General features: G+C 66.5%; 20 protein-coding genes. 9 read left to right on the forward strand and 11 right to left on the reverse strand.

The features are described from left to right. Window positions 1-30: 30 nt before the first annotated feature. Complete coding sequence (locus RJ1_RS02320) at window positions 31-1,062, forward strand: NADP-dependent oxidoreductase (RefSeq protein ID WP_073358274.1); 1,032 nt, start codon at window positions 31-33, stop codon at window positions 1,060-1,062. A gap of 67 nt (window positions 1,063-1,129) precedes the next feature. On the opposite strand, the gene RJ1_RS02325 is transcribed toward RJ1_RS02320, so the two are convergent. The 6 genes from RJ1_RS02325 to RJ1_RS02350 form a co-directional block, all read right to left on the reverse strand. After that, the gene (locus tag RJ1_RS02325; protein ID WP_073358275.1) at window positions 1,130-1,894 is read right to left on the reverse strand and encodes an SDR family NAD(P)-dependent oxidoreductase; all 765 of its coding nucleotides are present in this window, start codon (window positions 1,892-1,894) and stop codon (window positions 1,130-1,132) included. A gap of 45 nt (window positions 1,895-1,939) precedes the next feature. After that, window positions 1,940-3,640 carry an ABC transporter permease gene (locus RJ1_RS02330; RefSeq protein WP_073358276.1) on the reverse strand — a complete coding sequence of 567 codons (1,701 nt, stop codon included), beginning with the start codon at window positions 3,638-3,640 and terminating at the stop codon, window positions 1,940-1,942. Then, a complete protein-coding gene (locus RJ1_RS02335) occupies window positions 3,640-4,806 on the reverse strand; it encodes an ABC transporter ATP-binding protein (RefSeq protein ID WP_073358277.1) in 1,167 nt (388 codons plus the stop codon). Before RJ1_RS02335 ends, RJ1_RS02330 begins: the two co-directional genes overlap by 1 nt. A 148-nt stretch (window positions 4,807-4,954) precedes the next feature. Further along, the gene (locus tag RJ1_RS02340; protein WP_073358278.1) at window positions 4,955-5,731 is read right to left on the reverse strand and encodes an SDR family NAD(P)-dependent oxidoreductase; all 777 of its coding nucleotides are present in this window, start codon (window positions 5,729-5,731) and stop codon (window positions 4,955-4,957) included. Continuing rightward, the gene (locus RJ1_RS02345) at window positions 5,728-6,765 is read right to left on the reverse strand and encodes an ABC transporter substrate-binding protein (protein ID WP_073358279.1); all 1,038 of its coding nucleotides are present in this window, start codon (window positions 6,763-6,765) and stop codon (window positions 5,728-5,730) included. Before RJ1_RS02345 ends, RJ1_RS02340 begins: the two co-directional genes overlap by 4 nt. A gap of 87 nt (window positions 6,766-6,852) precedes the next feature. Then, entirely contained in the window at window positions 6,853-7,548 is a 696-nt protein-coding gene (locus RJ1_RS02350) for an alpha/beta fold hydrolase (protein WP_073358280.1), read from the reverse strand. Between the two features lie 109 nt (window positions 7,549-7,657). Between RJ1_RS02350 and RJ1_RS02355 the strand changes: the two genes are divergently transcribed. The 4 genes from RJ1_RS02355 to RJ1_RS02370 all read left to right on the forward strand — a co-directional run bounded on the left by RJ1_RS02355 (window position 7,658) and on the right by RJ1_RS02370 (window position 14,014). Beyond that, entirely contained in the window at window positions 7,658-9,592 is a 1,935-nt protein-coding gene (locus RJ1_RS02355) for an oxidoreductase (protein ID WP_073358281.1), read from the forward strand. A gap of 105 nt (window positions 9,593-9,697) precedes the next feature. Further along, window positions 9,698-10,567, forward strand: a complete 870-nt coding sequence (locus RJ1_RS02360; protein WP_073358282.1) for a branched-chain amino acid ABC transporter permease — start codon at window positions 9,698-9,700, stop codon at window positions 10,565-10,567. 4 nt (window positions 10,568-10,571) lie between these two features. Beyond that, a complete protein-coding gene (locus RJ1_RS02365) occupies window positions 10,572-13,121 on the forward strand; it encodes a branched-chain amino acid ABC transporter ATP-binding protein/permease (RefSeq protein ID WP_073358283.1) in 2,550 nt (849 codons plus the stop codon). 95 nt (window positions 13,122-13,216) lie between these two features. After that, window positions 13,217-14,014, forward strand: a complete 798-nt coding sequence (locus tag RJ1_RS02370) for an SDR family NAD(P)-dependent oxidoreductase (RefSeq protein WP_073358360.1) — start codon at window positions 13,217-13,219, stop codon at window positions 14,012-14,014. A gap of 75 nt (window positions 14,015-14,089) precedes the next feature. Here RJ1_RS02370 and RJ1_RS02375 read toward each other — a convergent pair whose 3' ends face one another. Continuing rightward, on the reverse strand, window positions 14,090-15,250 hold the full coding sequence (locus tag RJ1_RS02375) for an ABC transporter substrate-binding protein (protein WP_073358361.1): 1,161 nt from the start codon (window positions 15,248-15,250) through the stop codon (window positions 14,090-14,092). Window positions 15,251-15,440: 190 nt separating this feature from the next. Between RJ1_RS02375 and RJ1_RS02380 the strand changes: the two genes are divergently transcribed. Beyond that, window positions 15,441-16,769: an FAD-dependent oxidoreductase gene (locus RJ1_RS02380; protein WP_073358284.1), complete on the forward strand. Its 1,329-nt coding sequence runs from the start codon at window positions 15,441-15,443 to the stop codon at window positions 16,767-16,769. A 21-nt stretch (window positions 16,770-16,790) separates the two neighbouring features. Here RJ1_RS02380 and RJ1_RS02385 read toward each other — a convergent pair whose 3' ends face one another. Continuing rightward, window positions 16,791-17,264 carry an ArsR/SmtB family transcription factor gene (locus tag RJ1_RS02385; protein WP_073358285.1) on the reverse strand — a complete coding sequence of 158 codons (474 nt, stop codon included), beginning with the start codon at window positions 17,262-17,264 and terminating at the stop codon, window positions 16,791-16,793. Next, window positions 17,261-18,346: a serine hydrolase gene (locus tag RJ1_RS02390; RefSeq protein ID WP_073358286.1), complete on the reverse strand. Its 1,086-nt coding sequence runs from the start codon at window positions 18,344-18,346 to the stop codon at window positions 17,261-17,263. Before RJ1_RS02390 ends, RJ1_RS02385 begins: the two co-directional genes overlap by 4 nt. Window positions 18,347-18,484: 138 nt before the next feature. Here RJ1_RS02390 and purD point away from each other — a divergent pair, with 138 nt between their 5' ends. Beyond that, window positions 18,485-19,738, forward strand: coding sequence for a phosphoribosylamine--glycine ligase (gene purD, locus RJ1_RS02395; protein WP_073358287.1), 1,254 nt, complete (start codon window positions 18,485-18,487; stop codon window positions 19,736-19,738). Between the two features lie 71 nt (window positions 19,739-19,809). On the opposite strand, the gene RJ1_RS02400 is transcribed toward purD, so the two are convergent. Continuing rightward, window positions 19,810-20,562: a 3-hydroxybutyrate dehydrogenase gene (locus RJ1_RS02400; RefSeq protein ID WP_073358288.1), complete on the reverse strand. Its 753-nt coding sequence runs from the start codon at window positions 20,560-20,562 to the stop codon at window positions 19,810-19,812. Further along, window positions 20,559-21,932, reverse strand: a complete 1,374-nt coding sequence (locus RJ1_RS02405) for an MFS transporter (RefSeq protein ID WP_073358289.1) — start codon at window positions 21,930-21,932, stop codon at window positions 20,559-20,561. The genes RJ1_RS02400 and RJ1_RS02405 overlap by 4 nt, the downstream gene beginning before the upstream one ends. Before the next feature lie 131 nt (window positions 21,933-22,063). On the opposite strand from RJ1_RS02405, the gene RJ1_RS02410 reads away from it, so the two are divergent. After that, the gene (locus RJ1_RS02410) at window positions 22,064-22,972 is read left to right on the forward strand and encodes a LysR family transcriptional regulator (RefSeq protein ID WP_073358290.1); all 909 of its coding nucleotides are present in this window, start codon (window positions 22,064-22,066) and stop codon (window positions 22,970-22,972) included. A gap of 23 nt (window positions 22,973-22,995) precedes the next feature. Further along, window positions 22,996-24,162 carry a pyridoxal phosphate-dependent aminotransferase gene (locus tag RJ1_RS02415; protein ID WP_073358291.1) on the forward strand — a complete coding sequence of 389 codons (1,167 nt, stop codon included), beginning with the start codon at window positions 22,996-22,998 and terminating at the stop codon, window positions 24,160-24,162. The last annotated feature ends 43 nt before the right edge of the window (window positions 24,163-24,205 follow it).

Genomic DNA, 24,205 nt, shown 5'->3' on the forward strand with positions numbered 1-24,205 from the left:
ACGGTCCGTTACTTCGATGGAAGGATTTCCGTGCAGAGTCGTGAGCTGAAACTGGCACGCCATCCCCAGGGGAGGGTTCGGTCGGACGACTTCTCTCTCGACGTGGTGAGCGTTCCCGAGGGCTTGGGTCCCGGTGACATTCTCGTTCGCAACTCGTGGCTGTCGATCGACCCGTCCGTGAGGATGCGCCTCGGTCCCACCGGCCCCGCCGGCTACCTGCCCCCGTTCCGCATCGGGGAGACGCTGACCGGGTTGGCCGTCGGCGAGGTGGTCCAGTCCCGTGCCCCCGGCTTCGAGCCGGGCGACATGGTGCTGCATATCAACGGCTTTCGTGAGTTCGCTGTGATCCGGCAGGACGGTGACACCCTGGCAGGGGCGGGCGGTGTGACACGACTCGACACGACCGAGCATTCGCCGCAGTCGTATCTCGGAGCACTGGGCAGCTCCGGGCTCACCGCCTATGTGGGGTTGCAGTGCATCGGTGAACTCACGGATGACGATGTCGTCTGGATCTCGTCGGCGGCCGGAGCGGTCGGTAGCCTCGCTGCGCAGATTGCGCGGCTCAGAGGTCACTACGTGGTCGGCAGCACGGGATCCGCCGAGAAGGCCCGGTTCCTCTCGGAGGAACTGAAACTCGATGCCGTGTTCGATTACCACACGCCGGACCTGATCGGAGCTCTCGAAAGCGCGGCACCGAACGGCATCGATCTGTATTTCGACAACGTCGGCGGAGCGCATCTCGAGGCCGCGCTGTACCACCTCCGGCGAGGAGGCCGGGTTGCCATGGCGGGCGCCGTCGCGTCCTATGACGCGGAGACGGCGGCTGCAGGCCCGAACAATCTCTTTCAGATCGTGGCAAAGAACCTCACGGTGAGGGGGTTCCGGGCCGGTGCATACGACCATCTGCTTGGCGACATGCGGGCCGAGGTCGGGAACTACCTCCGCGACGGCCGGCTCGTTGCCGCGGAAACCGTGTTCGACGGCCTCGAGTCGGCACCGGATGCCATCGTCGCGATGCTGCGCGGCCGCACCGTGGGAAAGACGCTGTGCCGTCTGCGGTGATGCTCCGGCGGCTACACCGACGAACATGGCCTCCGCATCACGCGGAGGCCATGTTCTTCTGCGCAGCTCAGGCCGCCGTCCACCCACCGTCGGCGTAGATCTCGGAACCGGTGACGAAGCTGGAGTCGTCGCCGGCGAGGAAGGCGACCGCGGCCGCGATCTCCTCACCGCGTCCGAGTCGTCCCATCGGCGTGCCGGCCAGCATCTCGCGATGACGCTCGCTGCCCTCCCAGCGCTCGAGCAGCGGGGCGGTACCGATGAACCCCGGGTGTAGCGAATTGACCCGTACTCCCGCTTTCGCCCAGTGCAGGGCGGCGTTCTTGGTCATCGTGCGGACGGCGCCTTTGGCCGCCGCGTAGGCGACGCTGTTACCCAGACCGCCCACGGTGCCCAGGATCGAGCACATGTTCACGATCGAACCGCCGCCGCTGCGCTCGATCAGTGGTCCGGCATGTTTCATGCCCAGCCAAGTGCCGGTCTGGCCGACCCCGATCACGCGATCCCAGTGGGATCGGGTTTCGTCCTCGGCCGTGGCGACGCTGCCGATGGCCGCGTTGTTGACCAGGGCGTGCAATGCACCGAACGTCCCCTCGGTTGCTGCGACGACCGCCTCCCACTGTTCCTCGGACGAGACGTCCAAGGCGTGCGCGGCGTGTCGCTCGGGCCGGGCGACAGTGCGGAGCAGATCGCTACAGGCCGCCTCGTCGAGATCGGTCACGACGACGTGAGCGCCTTCGTCGGCGAGCCTGCGGACGATCTCGACGCCGATTCCACCGGTCGCACCCGTCAACAGGACGACCTTGTCGCGAAGTCGGTCAGGGCCGACAGTCATCTTGACTCCTTGTCACTCGTTCGGATCTGGCAGGGCAGATCGACATCACAGATTGCTCAGTACATTTCGGCCACCGACGAGCATCGCGATCACGACGCCGATACTGGTCACGGCCGTCATGAGCAGCGCCATCGCGGCCACCAGCGGGTAGGAACCGTTCTCCCACAGGTCGAACAGCAGCGTACCCATCACCTGGGTCGTGGCGGCGCGGACGAGCAGGGAGGCGGCGAACTCGTGGGTCAGCAGGATGAACATCAGGGCGACGGCACTGAGCACGGTCGGCCTCATCAGTGGCAGGATCACCCGGACGTTGGTGACGAACGGGCTCGCGCCGCTCGTCGCCGACGCCTCGGCGTAGGTCTCCCCGAGCGACAGCATCGCCGTCATCTGCATGCGAGTGGAGAAGGGCACCATCAGCACGACGTAGACGAGGATGATGACCGCTTTGGTGCCGTAGAGGATCAGCGGAGGCTGAGTGTAGGTCAGCAGGAACCCGACACCGAAGATCACCGCTGGAATGCCCAGGGGGAGGGCTGTGATGACGTCACCGACAGTCCCGAGGACCCGGTGTTTGCGACCTCGCACGAGCAGGGTGGCGGTGAGGTAGCCGATCGGCACGCAGATCACGACCGCCACGACGGAGGTGAGGAGACTCGTGTATACCGAGTCGACGATGCTCGCCGTCTGGAAGAGTGCCCGGAAGTTGTCGAGGGTGAACAGATTCCAGGACAGTGATTCCGACCAGTACGGAGACACGGCCACGATGGCCAGTCCGATCAGCGGAATGACGAGTGCGAGAATCGCGTACACGGAGATCGCCACCGCGGCCCAGGCCGAGCGACCGGTGTTCGGTGCGAACGCTTTTCCCCCGTGGGTGACGAAGCGCGACTGATTGCCGAGAAGCATCTTCTGCGCGATCACGACGACGACTCCGAAGATGACGAGCGGTGAACCCGCGGCCGCGGCCGCCGCGAAGTCCGCAGGCGACTCGGACACACGCCGATACATTTCGGTGGTCAGCACCTTGACGCCGGTGTTCTGACCCAGCAGGAGCGGTCCGGTGAACTGGCCCAATCCGAGGAGCAGCGCAATTCCACCGCCGTACACGAGGGACGGGCGAAGTAGCGGAAGGACCACGCGAAAGAACACTCCGAGCGTCGACGAACCGCTGATCTGTGCGGCCTCGAGGTGCTCGGAACTGATGTTCTGCATTCCCGCGCTGACGAAGAGGTAGACGAAGGAGGTGAGTCCGAAACCCGTGAGAATGATGATCCACGGCGTGCTGTAGACATCGACCGGTCCGGAATCCACGTGATTCCACCAGGGAAGTTTCCGCAGTAGTGCGTTCAGGTACCCGGGTCCCGGAGAGAGGAGGAATGCCCACCCGACGACATTGGCGACCGCGGGCATCACGATGGGCAGGATGGGGACGATCCGGAGGAAACTCAGCCGTCGTGGCAGCCTGGTGGCCGCGAACGCGAGCACCGTGCCCAGAACCATCGCGATAGCGAGTGAGGTGACGGCGAGGGCGATGGTCGTCCGGATGGTTTGACCGATGTCGTACCGCCCGTACTGGGCCTGATATCCGCGTGCGCCGTCTTCGAACGCCAGCGACTGCAGCCGGAAGAGCGGGAGCACGATGAGGTATGCGAGAACCACCATCAGTGCGCCGTACCCGAGGCGGGTTCGCCACACCGTGCTGACGACGAGCGGACGCGCGTCGCGGTGTACGGCAACCGTAGCCATCATGCCTCCGATCGGGCGGTGGCCTGGGCGAGCACGGGAACCTGCAGATCGACGTGCCCGTCGGGGTGCGGGAACACCCGCAGTGCGGTGGGGGAGAAGCTGACCACCAGGGGGGATCCCGTGGAGGCGCCACGCAACCAGGCCCCGTGTCGTGCCGCATCCGCGCGAAGGTACAACCGCTCGCCACCGGCGTTGACCGTCACGTCGAAATGACGACCCCCGTACTCCGAGGTGACGAGTTCGCCCGTCAGGCCGACATCACCCGGGGCGACCTCGTCGAGCGAACGATGAAGTGCGAGGTCGTCGGGACGCATTCGTCCCAACGCCGCGTCGCCGCTGATGTGTCCGCCCTGGACGCCGGCCGCGCCGAGATCTACCGGAGTACCCGCTCGCGTCGTCCAACCCTCGTGCCGCCGGACGAGTTCGAGTCGATTCGCCATGCCGATGAACGCGGCGACATAGTCGGAGGACGGGGACTCGTAGACCCGTTCCGGGGTGTCGTACTGCTCGATCCTGCCCGCCTTCATGATGGCGAGTCGGTCGCCGAGCGCAAACGCCTCGGCCTGGTCATGGGTGACGAATACGGCCGTGAAGCCCAGACGTTGATGGAGTTGATGAATCTGGGACCGCACCTGATCGCGCAGTCGTGCGTCGAGATTGCTCAGGGGTTCGTCGAACAGCACCAGATCGGGTTGTGCGACCAATCCGCGCGCCACCGCGACTCGCTGTTGCTGCCCACCGCTGAGTTGGGAGGGATACCGGTCGAGCAGGGCTCCGCAGTCCACCATTCCTGCTGCGGTTTCGACCTGCCCGGCGGCGATGGCGCTCTTCATCCGTCGAACCTTCAGCGGGTATCGGATGTTCTCTCGCACCGTCATGTTGGGCCACAGTGCGTAGGACTGGAAGACCATGCCGATGTTGCGCTTGTAGGCCGGAACGTTGGCACGGGTCGACGCGTCGAAGACGGTGTGGTCCTTGAACGTGATCGACCCGCCCTCGGGTGTCTCGAGGCCGGCGATGCAGCGGAGCGTGGTCGTTTTCCCGCAACCGCTGGGGCCGAGCAGGACGAGGAATTCACCGTCCTCGATGTCGAGGTCGAGTTGATCGACGATGGTGTTGGACCCGAAGGTCTTGGTCAGGTTGGAAACCCTGAATTGCGATGTCACCTGGCACCTGCTTGGTTGCGAGTGGTTTGTGGGGAGAGCGTCCGTCGGGCTCCTGGCTTCGGAGCAGGACGGAGATAAAGTGAATTCAGTTCATCTCACGATAGCCGGGGTCGGGGCGGCGGGCAAGAAGCTGTCGGGCCGGTGCGCGTCACCGCGACGAGCGCTTCGGCGTCCTGGCGCCCGCGGACGTTCCACCGTCGATCATGAGATCGGTGCCGGTGACATAGCTGCTGTCGTCGCTCGCGAGGAACAGGATGGCCTTCGCCACCTCGAGCGGCATACCCCGGCGTTGCAACGGAATGCTTTTCACATACGCGTCCATGTCGTCGTCGGCGAAGTCGGCGCCCGCGGTGATGGCCGTATCGATGCTGCCGGGGCAGACCGCGTTGACCCGGATATTCGATTCCGCGAACTCCAGCGCCGCAACGCGTGTGAGGGCGCGAACGCCGAACTTCGACGCGCCGTACGCACCGAGTTCGGCGGTGGCGAGGACGCCGCGCAGCGAAGACAAGTTGACGACCGAACCGCCGGTGGTCATCGCGGCGCCGGCCGCCTGCAGTCCGAGGAAGGTGCCCACCAGGTTGAGGTCGATCATGCGTCGCAACTCGGCGACCGAGGTCTGCATGATCGACGCCTTGGAGGCAGCGCCCGCGGAGTTGACGAGAATGCGCATCGGATGCCCGCGCTCCGCCATCTCGGTGGTCACCCGGTTCCACTGAGATTCGTCCGTGATGTCGAGATGCCGATAGTGGGCTCGCGCACCGAGTTTCGCCGCCACACTGTTGCCCAGCTCGTCGTCGACATCGCACAGGTACACCGTCGCCCCGTGGGCGTGGAAGAGTTCCGCGGTCGCGGCGCCGATCCCTCGTGCAGCACCGGTCACGAGCGCGCAGGTGTCACGCAGTCGTGCGTCGTGGGTGGTCACTGGATGAACCGCTTTTCCCAGTCGGACTGGTATTCGGTGAGCGATTCGGGCGTCAGCTCGGACGGATTGGGCAGCGCGATGTCCTGCGCGCGGGCGACACTTCCTTCGATATCGGGGAGCGCGCTCGCGTAGCCGAGCGACAACGCCTTCTGGCCTGCGGGTGTCACCATGAAATTCGCCAGCACCTGAGCTGCATTCGGGTGTGGCGCCGCGGACAGGGCGTGGGTGAACCAGGGGGTTCCCCACGGGGGTGACGGCAGCGCCCAGTCCACCGGTGCACCCGATTCGTTCTCTCGCACCAGGGGCTGCACCACTGGGGTCGCGACGATCTCCCCCGAGGTCAGGGCCTGAGCGACGCCCAGTGCACTCGGGTAGATGCGCGGTTTCAGTTCCGCGAGCTTCTGGAGATAGTCGTCGCCGAAGTTCTTTTCGAAGAATCGGTAGAAGTCGACATACGAGGCGATGCCCGACGGGTTGACGATGCCGATCTTGCCCTTCAATGCCGGGTCGAGCAGGTCTGCCGGCTTCTGCAGACCGCCGGGAAGCGCTGTCGTGTTCCACCCCAGGGCGAACACCGCCGCACTCGTGAGGAAGAACTTGTCGGACATGATGCTCTTCTGCGGTTCGTACTCCGGCGCATCGAATGCCGGGCCGACGAGGTCGGTCGAGTAGGTGCCCGACTCGGCGGCATTCTCGATCCAGGCGGCGTCGGTCAGCATGTGGACATCAGCCGTGCCGCGTTTCGTCTTGTTCTCGACCTCGACCTTCGGGTTGATGTCGGCGTCGGTTCCCCGGACGTACTCGAGGGAGATCTCGGGATACTCCTGCTCGAATGCCACTGTGAGGGCTTCGAGATTGGCGGGGTTCTGGCTCGAGTACAGCAGGACACTGCCCTCGCCCTTGGCTGCTGCAACGACGTCGTCCCACGTGCCCGACACGGGTTGATTGACACCGGAACCACCGGATCCGCAGGCGGCGGAGGCGAACGCGGCGACCACCGCGACGGCCATCAGCTTGATCGGCACACTTCTCATGGCATGAAAGTCCTTCCGGAATCGGTTCGCCGGATGCGAACCTGTGTAGTCGGTAGCGGAGTGAGAGATCGAATGCGGGGCGAATCCCTACGACGCGAGCCTGTCGAGCAGTGCGGCAACGCGATCGGGAATCGTCACCATGGCCATGTGGCCGGACTCGAGAAAGACGGTGTCGCCGCCGACGACGGCAGCCGAACGCTCCTGCAGCTCGGGCGGATAGCACGTGTCCTTCGTTAAACGTACGTATGTACGGGGTACGTCGGCACGGAGACCGGACAGATCCACGAACTCGGTGAGTAGCGCACCGGAATCGTCGACCAACTGGTCGATCATCCAGTCGGTCTGCTCGGCGTCCATGTCGTTGCAGAGCATCGCTGCGGCGCCCAGTGGATCCTGGCGATAGACACCGCCTTCTATCGACGCTTCGACCGCGATGCGGACGTCCGGATCGATCTGGTCGATCACCCGCGTGCCGTCGGGCGGGACGACGGCGGAGAGGAGCACGACGTGCCGTAGTCGGTCCGCGAGCGCTGACATGGCCAGCGGGGCCGTCACTCCTGCGAAGGAATGTGCGACGAGAACGATGTCGTCGAGGTTCGCCGCCTCGACGTCCTCGACGAGGGCGGCGGCGCAGTCGGCGAGGGTGACCGACCGCGGGTCGACGGAGCGGCGTCCACCCCGTCCCGGGAGATCGACTGCGAGAGTGTCACCTTCGAGCAACGGAAGGAGAGGCTCCCAGCAGGAGGCGCCCACTCCTGCGCCATGGACGAGAACAAACGACATGATGCCCCTCACTAAATTGAACTGATATCAGTTTGAATCTAGGGAAATCGCCCTGTGATGTCAATCACCTGCTAGCGTGAAGTGAATCCAGTTCAGTTAGGAGGTCGGTATGACGACTCCACGTGCAGCGCGGCCGCTGCAGCTCGGCACGCTTCGGTTGGAAAACCGTCTCGTCGGTACGCCTCACGCCTCGGGAGCCGTCGCCGGCGGTATCCCGTTGCCCGGCGACGCCGACTATTGGCGCCGGAGGGCGGCGGGCGGCGCGGCAATGCTCCTCGTCGGCGGCACGGTGGTGTCACCCAGCTCGACCAATCGCAACGGCAACATCACCGAGGCCTGGCGTCCCGAAGTCGTCGCCGGCCTGGAGGCTCGGGCACGAGCGATCACGGAGGAGGGAGCCGTCGCGGCATGCCAGCTGGTGCACCTCGGACGCGAAACGCTCGGCGCCGAGCTGTGGAGCCATCCCGTGGCGCCGGCCGCGGTCCGCTCTCCCCGCGAACCGACGCGGGCCCGAGTCCTCTCCCACACCGATGTCGACGGGATCGTCGACGCGTTTCGCACATCCGCCGTTCACGCGTGGTCCGCCGGATTCCAGGTCGTCGAACTGCATGCGGCCCACGGTTATCTGCTGGCGCAGTTCCTGTCACCGATAACCAACTTCGGCCGAGGCGCTGGGACGGTTGCGGGGCGTGTGCAGATCCTCGACCGCATTGCGTCTGCGGTTCGGGACGCCTGCCCCGGTGTCGTCCTCGGTGTTCGCGTCTCCGCCGAAGGGGACGACGAGGCCGGCCTGAGCATGGACGGGCTCTGTGAAGTACTTCCGCACCTCTCCGATTTCGACTATGTCAACGTGACGGTCGGGGTACGCACCACCTACGTCCGCGATATGGCCGTCGCCGACCCGCCGCTGCTCGGTGCGGTCGGACGGTTGCGCGCCGCCACGGTGACACCGCTGCTGGTGTCGCAGTCCTTCCGCACTGGTGCGTCCATCGACACCGCGCTGCAATCGGGAGCCGATCTCATCGGCATTGCGCGCCCGCTGATCGCGGATCCGGACTTTCCCCGGAAGATACTGACCGGCAGGGAGGCCTCGATCCGCCCGTGTGTGTCGTGCAACGAGGACTGCCGCGCGTTCGACCCGGTGCTGCTCTGCTCGGTCAACCCCGAACTCGCACCGCCGGGTCATTCCGCACGTCCGGCGTATCCGCTGACCCTGGGCCCGACCCGCTCGTCGGGCCACCGGCGGCGGATCGCCGTCGTCGGTGCCGGCCCGGCCGGGCTCGAGTGCGCGATGCGGCTCGGATCCGAACACGCAGTCACGCTCTTCGAACGTCGAGACCGGATAGGTGGCCAGCTCGCGACAGCCGCGGACGCGCCACACCGCAGCGGCTGGCGCCGCCTCCTCGACTACTACTCGGACAACATGCCGGGGGTGGTACTCCGTCTGGGCCACACGGTCACCGCCACCGAACTGGAAGCCTTCGACGACGTAGTCCTGGCCGTCGGTGCCGTGGAGACGCTTCCTTCCGAAGCCGCAGGGGCGAAGTCCCTGCTCTCCTCGCAGGCGCTGGTCGGGGGAGGGGAGTCGCTGCGCGGCGCCAGGCACATCGTGGTGGTCGACGACGGATTCGGGCTCTGGCCCGCGGCGAGTTCGGTCGAAGCCGCGCTTGCCGCGGGCGCCGACCTCGTGACCGTCCTGACGCCTGCCGCCGCCTTCGCGTCCGGTCTCCCCGCGGAGAGTCGCGTGCAGTATCTGCGTCGGCTGTCGGGCAAACCGGTCGACGTGCGGGTGCTGTCGTCGCTCGTCGGGGTCACCGACGGCTCGGTCGAGTTCGAGAACACCCTGTCGGGGGAGAAGACGCGTCTCGACGTCGACCGCGTAGTCGTCGCCGGTGAGCGGCGCTCGCTCGACTGGTCGCTCCTCGCGCCGGAAGGCGCACGCGTGCACGTCATCGGCGACGCGCTCGTGCCACGCAAAGTCGCACACGCCGTCGCCGAGGGTCGTGCAGTCGCCTGTGAGTACTTGTTAACCGCGGGCGGTTAACAAGTACTCACAGGGGGGTCGGTGTGGTTGCGCTCACACCCGAGGTCCTCTACGTTATTCGAACTGAAGTCAACTCAATTAGATCCGGCCGCCCTCGGAGGCATCGTGGACCAGTTGTTCATCACCTTGACCACCGGCATCGCCAACGGTGCCGTATACGGTCTCATCGGACTCGGATTGGTCATCATCTTCCGGTCCACCGACGTCATGAATTTCGCAATGGCGTCGTTGTCGACCCTCGCCATCTACGTTGCCCTCAGCGCGTACGGGGCCGGCGTGGGCATTGCGGTCGCCCTGGTCGTCGCGGTGGCCTTCGGGGCCCTCAGCGGAGTCGTGGTGCGGGAAGCGCTGATTCGTCCGCTCGGGCAAGGGAAGCTCTTCGCTGCGCTCGTCGTCACGATGGGGCTGTCGATCATTGTCGAGCATCTGATCGGCCACTACTGGGGAGAGCAGCCGCGACGATTCCCGCAACTCATCGACGGCACGATCTCGATCGGCAACTCGAACCTGATGCTGCAGGACGTCGCCACGATTCTCCTCGCCGCGCTCGCCGTGTCGGCCATTGCGTATCTGTTCACGCGGACGCCGGTGGGATCTGCGATGCGCGCGGTCGCCGAATCCGCTGAGACCGCGGAGATCATGGGCATCAACGCGCACAAGGTTGCGCGGATCGCCTGGGCTCTCGGAATGGCGCTGGCGGTGCTGGGAGTCTTCCTGTACGCACCGAAAACCGGGGTTTCGCCGGTGATCCTAGCCCCAGTGTTGTTCCGTGCATTCGCAGGCATTCTGCTCGGTGGTCTCACAAGCATGTACGGCGCGGTCATCGGGGGGCTCATCATCGGTGTCCTGGACAACCTCGCTGCGGCCTATATCTCCGCCAGCTTCCGTGACACGTTCGTCTTCTGCGTGGCGGTGCTCGTGCTGCTCATCCGTCCCCAGGGCATCTTCGGCCGCCAAACCTTCGAGAGGGTCTGATTCCATGATCACGAAAGACGTCTCGGCGCAGCGTGCCGGACGCTCCGCTCAGCGGCTGTACAGCGCCGGTCAGCTTCTCGGCGGACCGGCAGCGGCGATCCTGACGATAGTGGTGCTCTCTGCCGGACTCGTGCCGGGCTACCAGATATACACGGTCGGACTCGCCGCGGTGTACGGACTGATCGTTCTCTCCATCTCGCTACTGGCCGGGTGGACGGGTATCTGGTCGATCGGGCATCCCGCAATGGTCGCGATCGGTGCCTATACGACCGCCTACGGAAGCAGTAACGGTTGGGGACTGGCATTCACATCCGTTGTCGCTGTTGCATTGTGCGCAATGCTGGGAGGCTTCCTCGGATTCGCCGGCTCCCGTTTCTCCGTGCTGTACGTCGCGCTTCTCACCTTGGCGTTCACCTTGGTGACCCTCGAAATCATCGGTGCATGGAAGAGCGTCACCGGCGGTGACCAAGGAGTGCCGGTCGACACATTCGACTCCGCGTTCGGGGACCTCGTCCCGTCGTCCGACGCTGTCACCTACCTGGCCGTCGGAGTCCTCGGTCTCGCTGTCGCGGTGTCGGTGTTCCTGCGCCGCACGACCATACGCATGCGCATGGTCGCGGCCAAGACACACCCACTGGCAGGCAGATCGATCGGCATCGCTCCCGAACTGCAATCGAGCCTCGGCTTCGCGATCAGTGCGGGTGTCGCGGGCCTGTCCGGCGTGCTACTCGCCTTGCTGTCGGGCTTCATCAGCCCGGAGGGCTTCTCGATGGTCTTCGCGGTCAACCTGATTGCGGCGACCGTCCTCGGCGGCACCGGCAGCGTGATCGGCGCCGTTCTCGGTGGTGCGTTCCTCGCATCCGCACCGACGCTGGCGTCGTCGCTGTCGATCGACCAGCCGTACCTGATCGGGGGTGTCCTGATTCTCACCCTGCTGTTTCTCGCCGATGGAATCGTCCCGACGGCCGGGCGGCTGTTGCACCGATTCGTCCCGGTCACCCGTGCACTCGGACGCCCCACGCTGTCCACCTCCCAACCCAGCCTTCTCGACCCTGCGGGATCAGGTACGAACATGCGGGCCGATACCGCAACGGCAGTCGTGCTGAAGACGGAGGCACTCGGTGTTCGATTCGGGGGTCTTCAGGCCGTGCACAACATCGATCTCCGCGTGGATGCAGGTGAGGTGCTTGCGATCATCGGGCCGAACGGCGCCGGCAAGACCACCTTCGTCAACGCCCTCTGTGGCCTGATCGGTGGCGGTGAACTCGCAGGAACGATGGAGCTCGGTGGCCGGCCCCTGCACGGGGTGCGGGCGACTCGCCGACGCTCGCTCGGACTCGGCCGGACCTTTCAGCATGCCGAACTTTTCGCGGAACTGACCGTTCTCGAAAATGTCAGTGTCGTCAACCGCTGGGGGCGCCGTGCCGATCGCGACACTGCGTTGCAGGTCCTCTCGAGTGTCGGATTGGCCGACCACGTGCACCGGCTCCCCCGAGAACTGCCGTTCGGACTACAGAAGCGGGTCGATCTCGCCCGGGCGATCGCGGCGCTGGCCGACAACCCGCGATTGATCGTGCTCGACGAACCGTTCGGTGGCCTCGACGCCGATGAACGTCACACACTCGCCGACCACATCCGCCGGCTCTCGAATTCCGGTACCTCCGTAGTCATCATCGACCACGTCCTCGACGACCTGTTCTCCGTCGCAGATCGGGTGGTGGCGTTCGACTTCGGTGAGCTGATCGCCGATGGAACCCCGGACACCGTCCTGCAGAACCGGCAGGTCCGCGACTCGTATCTCGGAAACATCGACACCACCCTGATCGCACCCGACATCGATCGAACGGCGCCGCCGTTGATCTCCGTGCGGGGGATCGAACACCACTACGAGGGTGTGCACGCATTGTCTGGCATCGATCTCGACGTCCATGCCGGCGGAATCCTCGGCATCGTCGGTGCGAACGGCGCCGGCAAGAGCACTCTGGGGCGGATCCTGCACGGAGGTCTGCAGTCGACCGGCGGCACCCGGACGGTCAATGGCGCAGACACCCTGCGGCTCAGCCTGGTTCCCGAGGGGCGCGCCTTGTTCCGCACCCTGTCGGTGCGCGAGAACCTGGAGGTCGCGGCGTACGCCGCCGGAATCTCCGGCCGTACACTGCGAACTCGGCTCGACGGGCTGCAGCAGGGGCTCCCCGAACGGGTCCGCACGCGCATGGACGTACCGGCCGGCTCACTGTCCGGCGGCGAACAACAGCTTGTCGCCATCGCCCGGGCACTGATGGCCGACCCCGAAGTCCTGATCCTCGACGAACCCGCGCTGGGACTGTCCCCGGCGATGGTCGACGAAGTCTATTCACAGGTGAATGCCCTGGCGCGTCGGGGCATAACGACCATCCTGCTCGACCAGTCACTCACCCGCGCGCTCGAATCCTGCAGCGAGGTGATCGTTCTGCGTCAAGGTGAGGCCGTCGCGCGCGGCAACAGCGGCACGCCGGGATTCAGTGAGACTGCCGAGGCGGCGTACTTCGGTACAGAGACCCCTGCTCGCATCTAGACCGGGTATTCCGCGACGAGAACCCGACGCTCTTCGGAGCGAAGGGAATCGACTCGATCAGACTCGGACAAGAGGAAGTACGGAGAAAGATGAAAATGTCTCGGACAGCTGCGCAAGGCAGATTCGAGGGCGCGGTCGCCCTGGTAACGGGAGGCGGATCAGGAATCGGAGCGGCAGTCGTCGCGCAACTCGTCGATGAGGGAGCTGCCCGCGTCTACGTGGCCGACATCGTGGTCGAGACAGTGCGCCGGCGGTGCGGGGACGACCCCACGACGATCGCACAGGGCGTCGACGTCTCGGACCCGAAGGCCGTCGATGCTGTCATGGCGGCGGTCCTCGCCGCCGAGGGGCGGCTCGACGTCGTCGTGCACGCCGCCGGCGTGGACGACCCGGAGTCCAAGAAGATCATCACGGACGCGACTGCCGCGGGCACCCCGATCGACCTGACGGCGAACCTCACCGACGCGCAATGGCGCCGAGTGATGTCGGTCAATCTGGACGGCACTTTTCACGTGGTGCGCTCCGCAGTGCGGGTAATGAAGCCGAAAGGCGGCGCGATCGTCGTGATCGGCTCGTCCTCGGCATTCGATACCTTGACGGGATACCCGCACTACGCGGCGTCGAAAGCAGCCGTCCATGCCTTCTGTCAGGCCGTCGCCAAGGAGGTGGTGGCGTTCGGAATCCGACTCAACCTTGTCGCTCCCGGCCCGACCGAGACCGGCATGGCCTCTCGCACACCGGAAGAACTCAAAGTGCAGTGGGTCAACAACACACCGGTGCCGTATGCGACACCGGACGAGATCGCGGACAACGTGCTGTTCCTCGCTTCGGAACAGGCCAGAAACGTAGTGGGCGCGGTGCTGCTCAGCAACCGTGGACGATTCACCGTCTGACTGTTCATACGAGCGCATCCAGGTTGGACTTGCCGACCTGGATGCGCTCGAGTGTTACTGGATGCGCTCGAGGTGTTACTGCGGTGACACGAAGTCACCGATGGGGACGAATTTGCCGCCCTCGACCTGGACGCGGACCACGCTGTCGGTGCCGAGGTGGTCGTCCGCGCTGAACGTGAGCGGAGGCATCACGCCGGTGTCGAGGGTGCCGCTCGTGATTATCGCGTCGGTGACGGACTCGGACGTGATCTCGCCGTCGATACTCTCGAGGATCTGAGCGAACGCTTTCGCCGAGCCATAGGTTGCCAGCGAGTAGAAATCGGGCTTCTCGCCCGGCTTGTACTTCGCCAGTGCCTGCCGGTACTCCTCGACCTCCGGGTTGTCGGCGGTGGGCGGCAGTGTCAGCGACACGGCGCGGAATCCTTCCGCGTTCGCGCCTGCGAGATCGAGAAGGCTGTTACCGACCGTCGGGGAGTAGCCATAGCTGGGGATCTTGACACCCTGCAGGGCCGTCTCGTTGAGGTAGGCGGCGGCCTCCTGGATCGGCAGGATCGTCAGGACCGCGTCGGGTGCAGCCGAACGGATCTGGGACACGAACGGGCTGTAGTCGGTGGTACCGAGCTTGACCTCCACCGTCGAGACCTCCGCCCCGGCCTTCTCGAGTTCGGTCGTGGCGACTGCGCCCACATTCACGAACGCGGCCGGATCGTTGCGGATGATCGTGACCTTCTTGGCTCCCTCGTCGAGGGCCCACTGCGCGGCGGCGCGCGCCTGGTTCTCGTAGAGCGTCTGGCTGCCGAACAGCCCGTCCCGCGGCGGGTCGTACCAGGCGGTGGAGCCGCCGTAGGTCCCGAAGACCGGGATCTGGTTCTGTTCGAGGACGAACGGGAACGTCGCCTCCGTGGTTGCGGTGCCGTTGGCGCCGACGATCGCGACAACGCGGTCGCGTGAGACCAGCTGTCGCGCCACCTGAATCGTCTGCTGCGGGTCGAATGCGTTGTCGACCGGAGTCCACTCGACGGGTCGACCGTGGATCCCCCCTGCGTCGTTGAGCTGATCGAAGAACGCTTGGGTACCGGCCTCCTGAGGAAGACCCCCCGACGCCTGCGGGCCCGAAAGGGGAAGCCAGGCGCCGAGTTTGATCGGGCCGCCCGCATCGCCGTCGCCGGCTTGCGTTCCGCAGGCTGTCAAGGTCGTGGCGAGGACCACGCCGACCGTGAGAAGAATTTTCCGCACATCCACTCCTTGAATCGAGTTCAGTTCAATGAATGCTATAGGGGAACGGTTGTGTCGGCAATCACATTCCTCGGGCGATGTGACGACTCGAGGAAACCGGCCCGGGGCATTACTTGAACTGACTTCAGTTGAGGGGATACGGTGTCTCCGGTAGTGCAATCTGCTTGTCGAAGGGGATGAGGAGCACCAGATGCCAGAAATCGAAACCGACGTACTCGTCATCGGCGCCGGAATGGCAGGGTTGACTGCGGCAGCGCGGGCGGCGACCAGCGGACGATCGGTCGTCGTCGTCGAGAAGTCGGCGGCGATCGGCGGGTCCGCCCAGTTCGCCGGATATGCCTGGACCGCGCCTTCGCATGACGTCATGGACGAGGTCAATCCGGACGGTGACCCGGCGCTACGTCGAGCGCTCGTCGACGGGTTTTCCGACGGGATAGCCTGGATCCGGTCACTCGGCGTCGACTGCGCGGACGCGGTGACCGTTCTGCGCTACGGCACCGGCCATCAGTTCGACACGAATCGGTACATCGACGAGTGCCGTCGGCGAATCAGAAGGCACGGCGGTGAGCTGCACACGAGCGCAGAGACCCTGTCGCTGCTCACGCTGGACAGTGGAGTCGTCGGGGCCCGGGTGTGGCTCTCGGACGGTACCGAATGCGAAATACGGTCCCAGGCGACGATTCTCGCGACCGGCGGATTTCAGGCGAGTCCCGAATTGGCCGCCGCGCACATCCACCCCGCGGCAACCGGGATGCAACTGCGCTCCAATCCCGCCAGCGCGGGAGACGGACTACGCCTGGCCGAATCCGTCGGCGCGGCAACCGGCACCAATCGGTCCGGCTTCTACGGCCACCTCGTACCGACGGGCGTTCGCTTCCGCGACCCGTCGGATTTTGTCGCGCTGTCGCTCTACTACAGCGAGCACGCGCTGCTGTTCAACCTCGACAACCGTCGTTTCACCGATGAGACCGTCGGGGACCACCTGACCACGATGGACCTGCTCGAGCAGCCCGAGTCGCGAGGGCTGCTCGTCGCCGATGCACGGGTCTACCGCGAATGGATCACCGGCAGCTACGTCGAAGGCGCCGACTCGCTCGACAAGTTCGACCTCGCGCAGCGCCGGGGTGGGCGATGTGGAATCGCCGAGAACCTCGACGAATTCGCCTACCTTCCCGAGGAGTGGGGCTACGACGGCGCCGCGATCGCGAATCAGATCCGGTCTCTCGACGCGGCCGGTACGGAGGGGCAGCCTCCGCGTCGCTTCGATTCGACACCGCTCGACGAGGGTCCGTATTACCTCGTCGAGGCGTGCCCGGCTCTGACATTCCCGTTCCACGGCATCCGCATCGACGAGCACGGCCGTGTCCTCGACTCGGCGGGCGGCACGATCAGCGGACTGTTCGCTGCGGGATCGGACACCGGCGGACTCTACAACCGGGCGTACACCGGAGGCATCGCCCCCGCCCTGGTGTTCGGCCTGGCCGCCGCGGACTTCACCGCCCCTGTGAGTACTTGTTAACCGCCCGCGGTTAACAAGTACTCACAGGGGGTGTTCCCCGACATCGGCGGCGGCCAGGGTGATGACCAGCAGCGGCACGACCTTCGCCGCCGGGATGCGGTAGTGGTTCCTCGACTCCTGCTCGACGATGCGCGCCCCGCTGAGGGCGCGCAGATGGTGGTAGAGCTGCCCGGGCGAGGACAGCCCGACTGCGGTCTGCAGTTCCGCCGCGCCGGCGGGACCGCGCAGTAATGTGCGGACGATTTCGAGGCGGGTCGGATGTCCCAGGGCGGCCAGGACATTCGACACTGCGGTGGGGGACAGGTCGAGGGTGGCGCCGGCGTCGTAGCGGATCGTCCACTGGATGTCGCCGCCCAGGTCGACGGTTCCCTGATACCCGATCTGGCCGATGCTCTCGCCGGAATCGGCTGTCGGGGATTCGGCGGACGTGGCCGATTCGAGGGCGTGGACTCGCGCCTCGAGGTCGGCGAGCCGGGCGTCGTACTCGTCGTTCACACGGCACAACTTAACTGCGATGTCGTGTCGGGTTCGGTCATCGCCTCGAGAAGCAGCTGCTGGTGCGCGAAGTTCCCGCCGATGACGTTCCGGTAGTCCTCGCTCGACAGGTTCGACGTCAGCAGCACGGCGGTGGCGACGGTGCCGTCGGGGCGCCGGATCGTCATCGCTTCGGTGACGACGCCGGGGAGGTTGCCGCCCTTGAAACCCAATCCGTCGAGACCGGGCGGCGCGGGCTGCCATTCGAGACGTTCCCGCGCGACGTCGGAGCCGGGGCCGAAGTCGCCGCTCGCGATCGCGCGGTGCAGCGAGGCCAGACCCGCGGCCGAACCCGTCACTCCGGACTCCTCCACCCGGGCGCTGACCGACGCAAAGTCGTCGCCGGGCGACATTCGCATCACCTGGGCGCGGTAGGCGGGGTCGTGGGCGTAGCGCTGGGCGGCCTCCCACCGAGCATCCCGCGACAGTCCCGGATCGAGGAGGGCGATGGTCGAGCCCAGCAGGGTCGGTGCCTCGAGGTCGGTCCAGCCGCCCTGCGCGGCGGCGTCGACGAGGGCGTCGTCGCCGAGCCGGTCGCGCAGATAGTCGGGGACGGCGTTGTCGCTCTCCTGGATCATCGCGGTCACCATCTGGTCGAGCGGGACCGCGGCGTTCGGATCCGTGACCCCGAGCCGCTGCAGGGCCCGCGGGTGTGCGCCGCCGTCGGTGTTCGGGAGGTACCACCGTTCCCACTCGGTCAGTGGCACCGGCTCGGCCGGGTCCAGTTCGCCGGCCGCGACGGCCCGCGCGTAGGCGGCGAGGTGCACCACCTTGATCGCGGACGCCAGGGGGGCGGTGTCGCCGGAGCGGTGCTCGACGGTTCGGCCGCGACCGTCGTCGACGAAGAATGCGACGTCGTCGGGGTGGGAGCCGACGTACCCGACCCACCCGGAGGCCGTCGTGATGTCGGCGGGCGGCAGCGGTGCGCACACGGCCGGAGCCTCCGGTTCGCCTTGCCGGTCTGTGGAGTCGTCGGCGCTACACGCGCCCAGGCTCACCGCCACCGCGACCGTTGCTGTGATCGTGCTCAGCTTCCTGGCCATGAAGAAGGTCCCCTTACCTGGTTCAATTCGATAATTCGGAATTGCGGAATTCTAGAAGAACGGTAACCCGAACCGGCGGGACTGTCGAGACCGCACGCTCCGAACATCCCCTTCGGGGCGGCCCGTAGGCTGACACCCGTGCGCGTACTCGTTATCGGCTCCGGAGCCCGTGAACATGCCCTCCTTCTCGCCCTCGCTCGCGATCCGGGTGTCAGTGCCCTGATGTGCGCGCCCGGCAACGCCGGGATCGGCAAGATCGCCGAGCAGCATCCCGTCGACATCGCGTCCGGGGAGGCGGTGGCAGCACTCGCGAAGAAGCTCGACGCAGACCTCGTCGTGGTCGGCCCCGAGGTTCCGCTGGTGCTGGGTGTCGCGGACGCCGTCCGCGCGGCGGGCATCGCCTGCTTCGGCCCGTCCGCCGACGCCGCGCGCATCGAGGGTTCCAAGGCGTTCGCCAAGGACGTCATGGCCGCCGCCGGTGTGAAGACCGCACACAGCGAGATCGTCGACACCCCCGCCAAGCTGGACGAGGCGCTGGACCGCTTCGGGCCCAACTGGGTGGTCAAAGACGACGGCCTCGCGGCAGGCAAGGGCGTCGTGGTCACCACCGATCGGGACGCCGCCCGCGACCACGCGGCCGAACTCCTCGAGAACGGTCACCCCGTCCTCCTCGAATCCTTCCTCGACGGTCCCGAGGTGTCGCTGTTCTGCGTCGTCGACGGCGAGACCGTCGTGCCGCTGCTGCCCGCGCAGGATCACAAGCGCGTCGGTGACGGCGACACGGGACCCAACACCGGCGGGATGGGCGCCTACACGCCGCTGCCGTGGTTACCCGAGCAGACCGTCACGCAGATCGTCGACGACGTGGTGAAGCCGGTCGCGGCCGAACTCGTCGCCCGCGGCAGTGCCTTCAGTGGCCTGCTGTACGCAGGGCTGGCGATCGGCAAGGACGGCCCGGCTGTGGTCGAATTCAACTGCCGATTCGGCGACCCCGAGACCCAGGCGGTGCTCGCGCTGCTGAAGAGCCCGCTCGGCGCACTGCTGAACGCGGCGGCCACCGGAACGCTCGATCAGGTCGCGCCGCTCGAATGGCAGGACGGCTCGGCGGTGACCGTCGTGGTCGCGGCCGAGCACTACCCGGCCACGCCGCGCACCGGCGACGTGATCACCGGTGCCGACGGTGACGGCGTCCTGCATGCGGGCACCAAGCTCGTCGACGATCAGGTGGTCTCCGCCGGCGGACGTGTGCTCAGCGTGGTCGGAGTCGGAGGCGACCTCAACGAGGCGCGCGCGGATGCGTACTCCAAGATCTCCGCGATCAAGCTGCCGGGCAGCCACTTCCGCAAGGACATCGGCCTTGCCGCCGTCGAGGGACGTATCGCGCTCCCCTGACGTCGAACCACTCCTGTGACCGACGGGCGTGCACCCCTGGAATTTCCAGGGGTGCACGCCTTTACGTCACGTCACCGGGCAGTCCAGCCTCCGTCGATCGTGTAGGACGCGCCGGTCACCATGCCGGCGTCGTCGGACGCGATCCAGGCGACGAGGGACGCCACCTCCGACGGTTCCACCAGCCGTTTGATCGCGCTCTCGGTGAGCATGACCTTCTCGAGCACGTCGGACTCGCTGATGCCGTGAACCTGCGCCTGATCCGCGATCTGCTTCTGCACCAACGGTGTCAGCACGTATCCGGGGTTGACGCAGTTGCTGGTGACCCCGTGCGGACCGCCCTCGAGCGCCGTCACCTTCGACAGCCCCTCGAGGCCGTGCTTGGCGGTGACGTACGCGGCCTTGAACGCCGACGCGCGGAGTCCGTGGACGGATGAGACGTTGATGATGCGCCCGAATCCCGCGGCATACATGTGCGGCAACGCGGCGCGGATCAGCAGGAACGGTGCCTCGACCATCAGCTTCTGGATGCGCCGGAAGTCCTCGGGGCGGAATTCCTCGATGGGACTGATGGTCTGGATGCCGGCATTGTTGACGAGGATGTCGGTCTCGAGTCGCAGCTCGGTGAGCTGGTCGGTGTCGAGGAGGTCGACGTGCCATGCGGTGCCGTCGATTTCGTCGGCGAGCGTCTTGGCGGCCACGTCGTCGAGGTCGGCGACCGTGACGTGTGCTCCGCGCGCCGCCAGAGTCCGGGCGCAGGCTGCGCCGATCCCGCTGGCGCCGCCGGTGACGAGGGCCGTACGTCCGGCCAGATTCTGCTCCGTCATGCCGGGGCTCCCGCCTTCTCGTCGGCGAGGATCCGTGCGTCGGCCGCGTCGATCGATTCGAGCGAGATGCCCTTGGTTTCCCGGGCGACGATGACGGCGACGACGGTGACCAGGCAGGCGATCGCCAGGTAGATCGCGATCGGCACGGACGAGTCGTACTTGCTGAGCAGACTGGCCGCGATGATCGGCGCCAGCGAACCGGCCACGATCGACGTCACCTGGTAGCCGAGGGAGACACCCGAGTACCGCATGCGGGTCGGGAACATCTCGGCCATGATCGCCGGCTGGCCGGCGTACATGAAGGCGTGGAACACGAGGCCGATGATGATCGCTCCGAGGATGACAGCGTTGTGCCCGCTGTTCATCATCGGGAAGGCGAAGAAGCCCCAGGTGCCCGCGGTCAGCGCGCCGATCATGTAGACGGGCCGGCGGCCGATGGTGTCGGAGAGGCGCCCGACGAGCGGGATCACCGCGAAGTGCACGGCGTGCGCGATCAGCATCCACCAGAGGATCTGCGCGGTGTCCGTGTGAACGACCACCTTGAGGTAGGTGATCGAGAATGTGACCACCAGGTAGTACATGACGTTCTCGCCGAAACGCAGGCCCATCGCCGTCAGCACGCCGCGCGGGTAGCGCTTGAGCACCTCGAAGACGCTGAACGACGTCTCCTTGATGTGCTCCGCTTCCTTCTGCGCCTGGATGAAGATCGGGGCGTCCGTCACCTTGGTGCGGATGTAGTAGCCGACGAGGACGATCACGGCCGACAGCCAGAACGCGACGCGCCAGCCCCAGCTCAGGAACGCCGCATCGGACAGCGTCGTCGTCAGGATCAGCAGGACGACGGTCGCGACGAGGTTGCCCGCAGGCACTCCGGCCTGCGGCCACGACGACCAGAAGCCGCGGGACTTGTTCGGGCTGTGCTCGGCCACCAGCAGCACCGCGCCACCCCACTCGCCGCCGACGGCGAATCCCTGGATGAAGCGGAGCGTGACGAGCAGGGCGGGGGCCCAGTAGCCGATCTGGCCGTAGGTGGGCAGACAGCCCATCAGGAACGTGGCCGCGCCGACGAGGAGGAGGCTGAACTGGAGGAGTTGCTTGCGGCCGAACTTGTCGCCGAAGTGACCGAAGACGATGCCGCCGAGAGGCCGGGCGACGAAGCCCACGGCGTAGGTGACGAACGCCGCGATGATCGCGTCGAGTTCGTTGCCCCCGGCCGCGAAGAAGACCTTGCTGAACACCAGCGTCGCCGCGGTGCCGTAGAGGAAGAACTCGTACCACTCGACGACGGTGCCGGCCATGGACGCGCCGACCACCTTCTTCAGCCCGGACGGCGGGGCTTCCTTCACGTGCGCGGTTTCGTCGACGCTCATCTGTCGCTCCTCGTTACACTCCGTACCCCGTTGTGACTGGGGACACAGTTCATTGGTCCTGCCGAGTATTGATGCATATTTGTGCGCACACAATGACGCAACCTGCAGTCGGCATGTGCAAATATGCAGAAATGACCTCCGGAACCGCGATGCCCAGCGCCGACGACCTGCTCGTGCTGCTCGCGGTGGGGCGGACCGGCCGCTTCAACACCGCGGCCGACGACCTCGGTGTCAACCACACCACCATCTCCCGTCGGATCGCCAGTCTGGAGAAAAGCCTCGGCGGCCGGGTCCTCGTGAAGGCCGCCGGCGGGTGGGAACTCACCGACCTCGGGCGGCAGGCGTTGACCGCGGCCGAACGCGTGGAGGCCGCCGTCCACGGACTCGTCGCCGAACCCGGCAGGGCCGACCACCTGAAGGGCGTCGTCCGCGTCTCGGCGACCGACGGGTTCAGCGCCTACATCGCGGCGCCCGCAGGCGCACTGATCCGCAGCAGGCATCCCGAGGTGTCCGTGGAGATCGTCGCGATCACGCGCCGCGCCTCGCAGCATCGCTCCGGGCTCGACATCGAGATCGTGGTGGGCAAACCGCAGGTGCACCGGGCCGAGGCGCTGTGGCTGGCCGATTACACCCTCGGGCTGTACGGCGCACGGTCGTACCTGGCGGAGCACGGCACACCGCGGCAGGTCGGTGATCTCGCCGATCACTCACTCGTCTACTTCATCGACTCGATGCTGCAGGTCGACGAACTCGACCTCGCGCGCCGGCTCACCGTCTCGATGCGCGAATCGGTGACGTCGACCAACGTGTTCGTGCACGTCGAGGCCACCCGGGCGGCGGCGGGCATCGGACTGCTGCCGTGTTTCATGGCCGACCGCCACGACGACCTCGTCCGGGTGCTGCCCGGGCAGGTCGAGGCCGAGCTGGCGTACTGGCTCGTCGCGCGCCCCGAGTCGCTGCGCCGGCCGGAGGTCGCGGCGGTGGTGGGTGCCATCCGGGAGACGGTGGAGTTGCAGCGGGACGCGTTGGCGGGGGAGTGAGCGCCTCACGCTAGCGTCAAGGGGTGCGTCCCGAATCCCAGCGGTCCAACATCCAGACCTTCCACGTGATGGACGTGTGGAAGGCGGCCACCGAACGTCAGCGCACCCACGGTGACGTGCTGACGCTTGCGGCGGGGCAGCCGTCCACTCCCGCCCCGCAGCCGGTTCTCCGCGCGACGCGGGAAGTGCTCGACGGACACCTGCTCGGCTACACGGAGACATTCGGGATCCTGCCGTTACGCGAAGCGATCGCCGGCTACCACTCCACCAAGTCCGGCATCGACGTCGACGCCGAGGACGTCGTCGTCACCACCGGGTCCTCGGGCGCATTCACGCTGCTGTTCCTCGCCGCGTTCGACGTCGGTGACACGGTCGTGGTGGCCCGCCCCGGCTACCCCGCCTACCGGAACACGCTCGCCGCGCTCGGCTGCAACGTCATCGAGATCGACTGCGGCGCCGACACCCGGTTCCAGCCGACGGTCGCGATGCTCGACGCCCTGCCCGAACCGCCGGCCGGACTGATCGTCGCGAGCCCCGCCAACCCCACCGGCACCGTCATCGACCCCGGCGAGCTGGCCGCCCTCGCCCGCTGGTGCGACGCCCACGGAACCCTGCTGATCTCCGACGAGATCTATCACGGCATCGGATACGGCGAGCAGGCCATGACGAGTTCGTGGGAGACGTCGCGCGAGTCCGTCGTCGTCGGATCGGTGTCCAAGTACTTCTCGATGACGGGCTGGCGGCTGGGCTGGATGCTGGTCCCCGAGGGGCTGCGCCGGCCGTTGCAGCGCCTGGCCTCGAACATGACGGTGTGCCCACCGGCCATCTCCCAGTACGCGGCGATCGCCGCGTTCACCGAGGAATCGAGAGTCGAGCTCGACGGCCACGTGCAGCGCTACGCCGTCAACCGCGAATTGCTGCTCACCGGTCTCCCGGAACTGGGCATCACCGACCTGGCACCCGCCGACGGCGCGTTCTACGTGTACGCCGACATCGGGCACCTGCTGAGCGGAACCCACGGCGCGACGTCGACCGAATGGTGCTCGCGATTGCTGCAGGACACCGGTCTGGCGCTGGCCCCCGGCATCGACTTCGACACCGTCCACGGCGACCGGACCGTCCGGCTGTCGTTCGCCGGATCCACCGCCGAGGTCCGGGAATCGCTCGTGCGACTGGGTCGCTGGCTGTAGGTGGAAGTTTCCGACCACAGCTCTTGCGGCGCCGCCGCGGCAG

The organism is Rhodococcus jostii NBRC 16295, from assembly GCF_001894825.1.
Taxonomy (GTDB): Bacteria; Actinomycetota; Actinomycetes; order Mycobacteriales; family Mycobacteriaceae; genus Rhodococcus_F; species Rhodococcus_F jostii.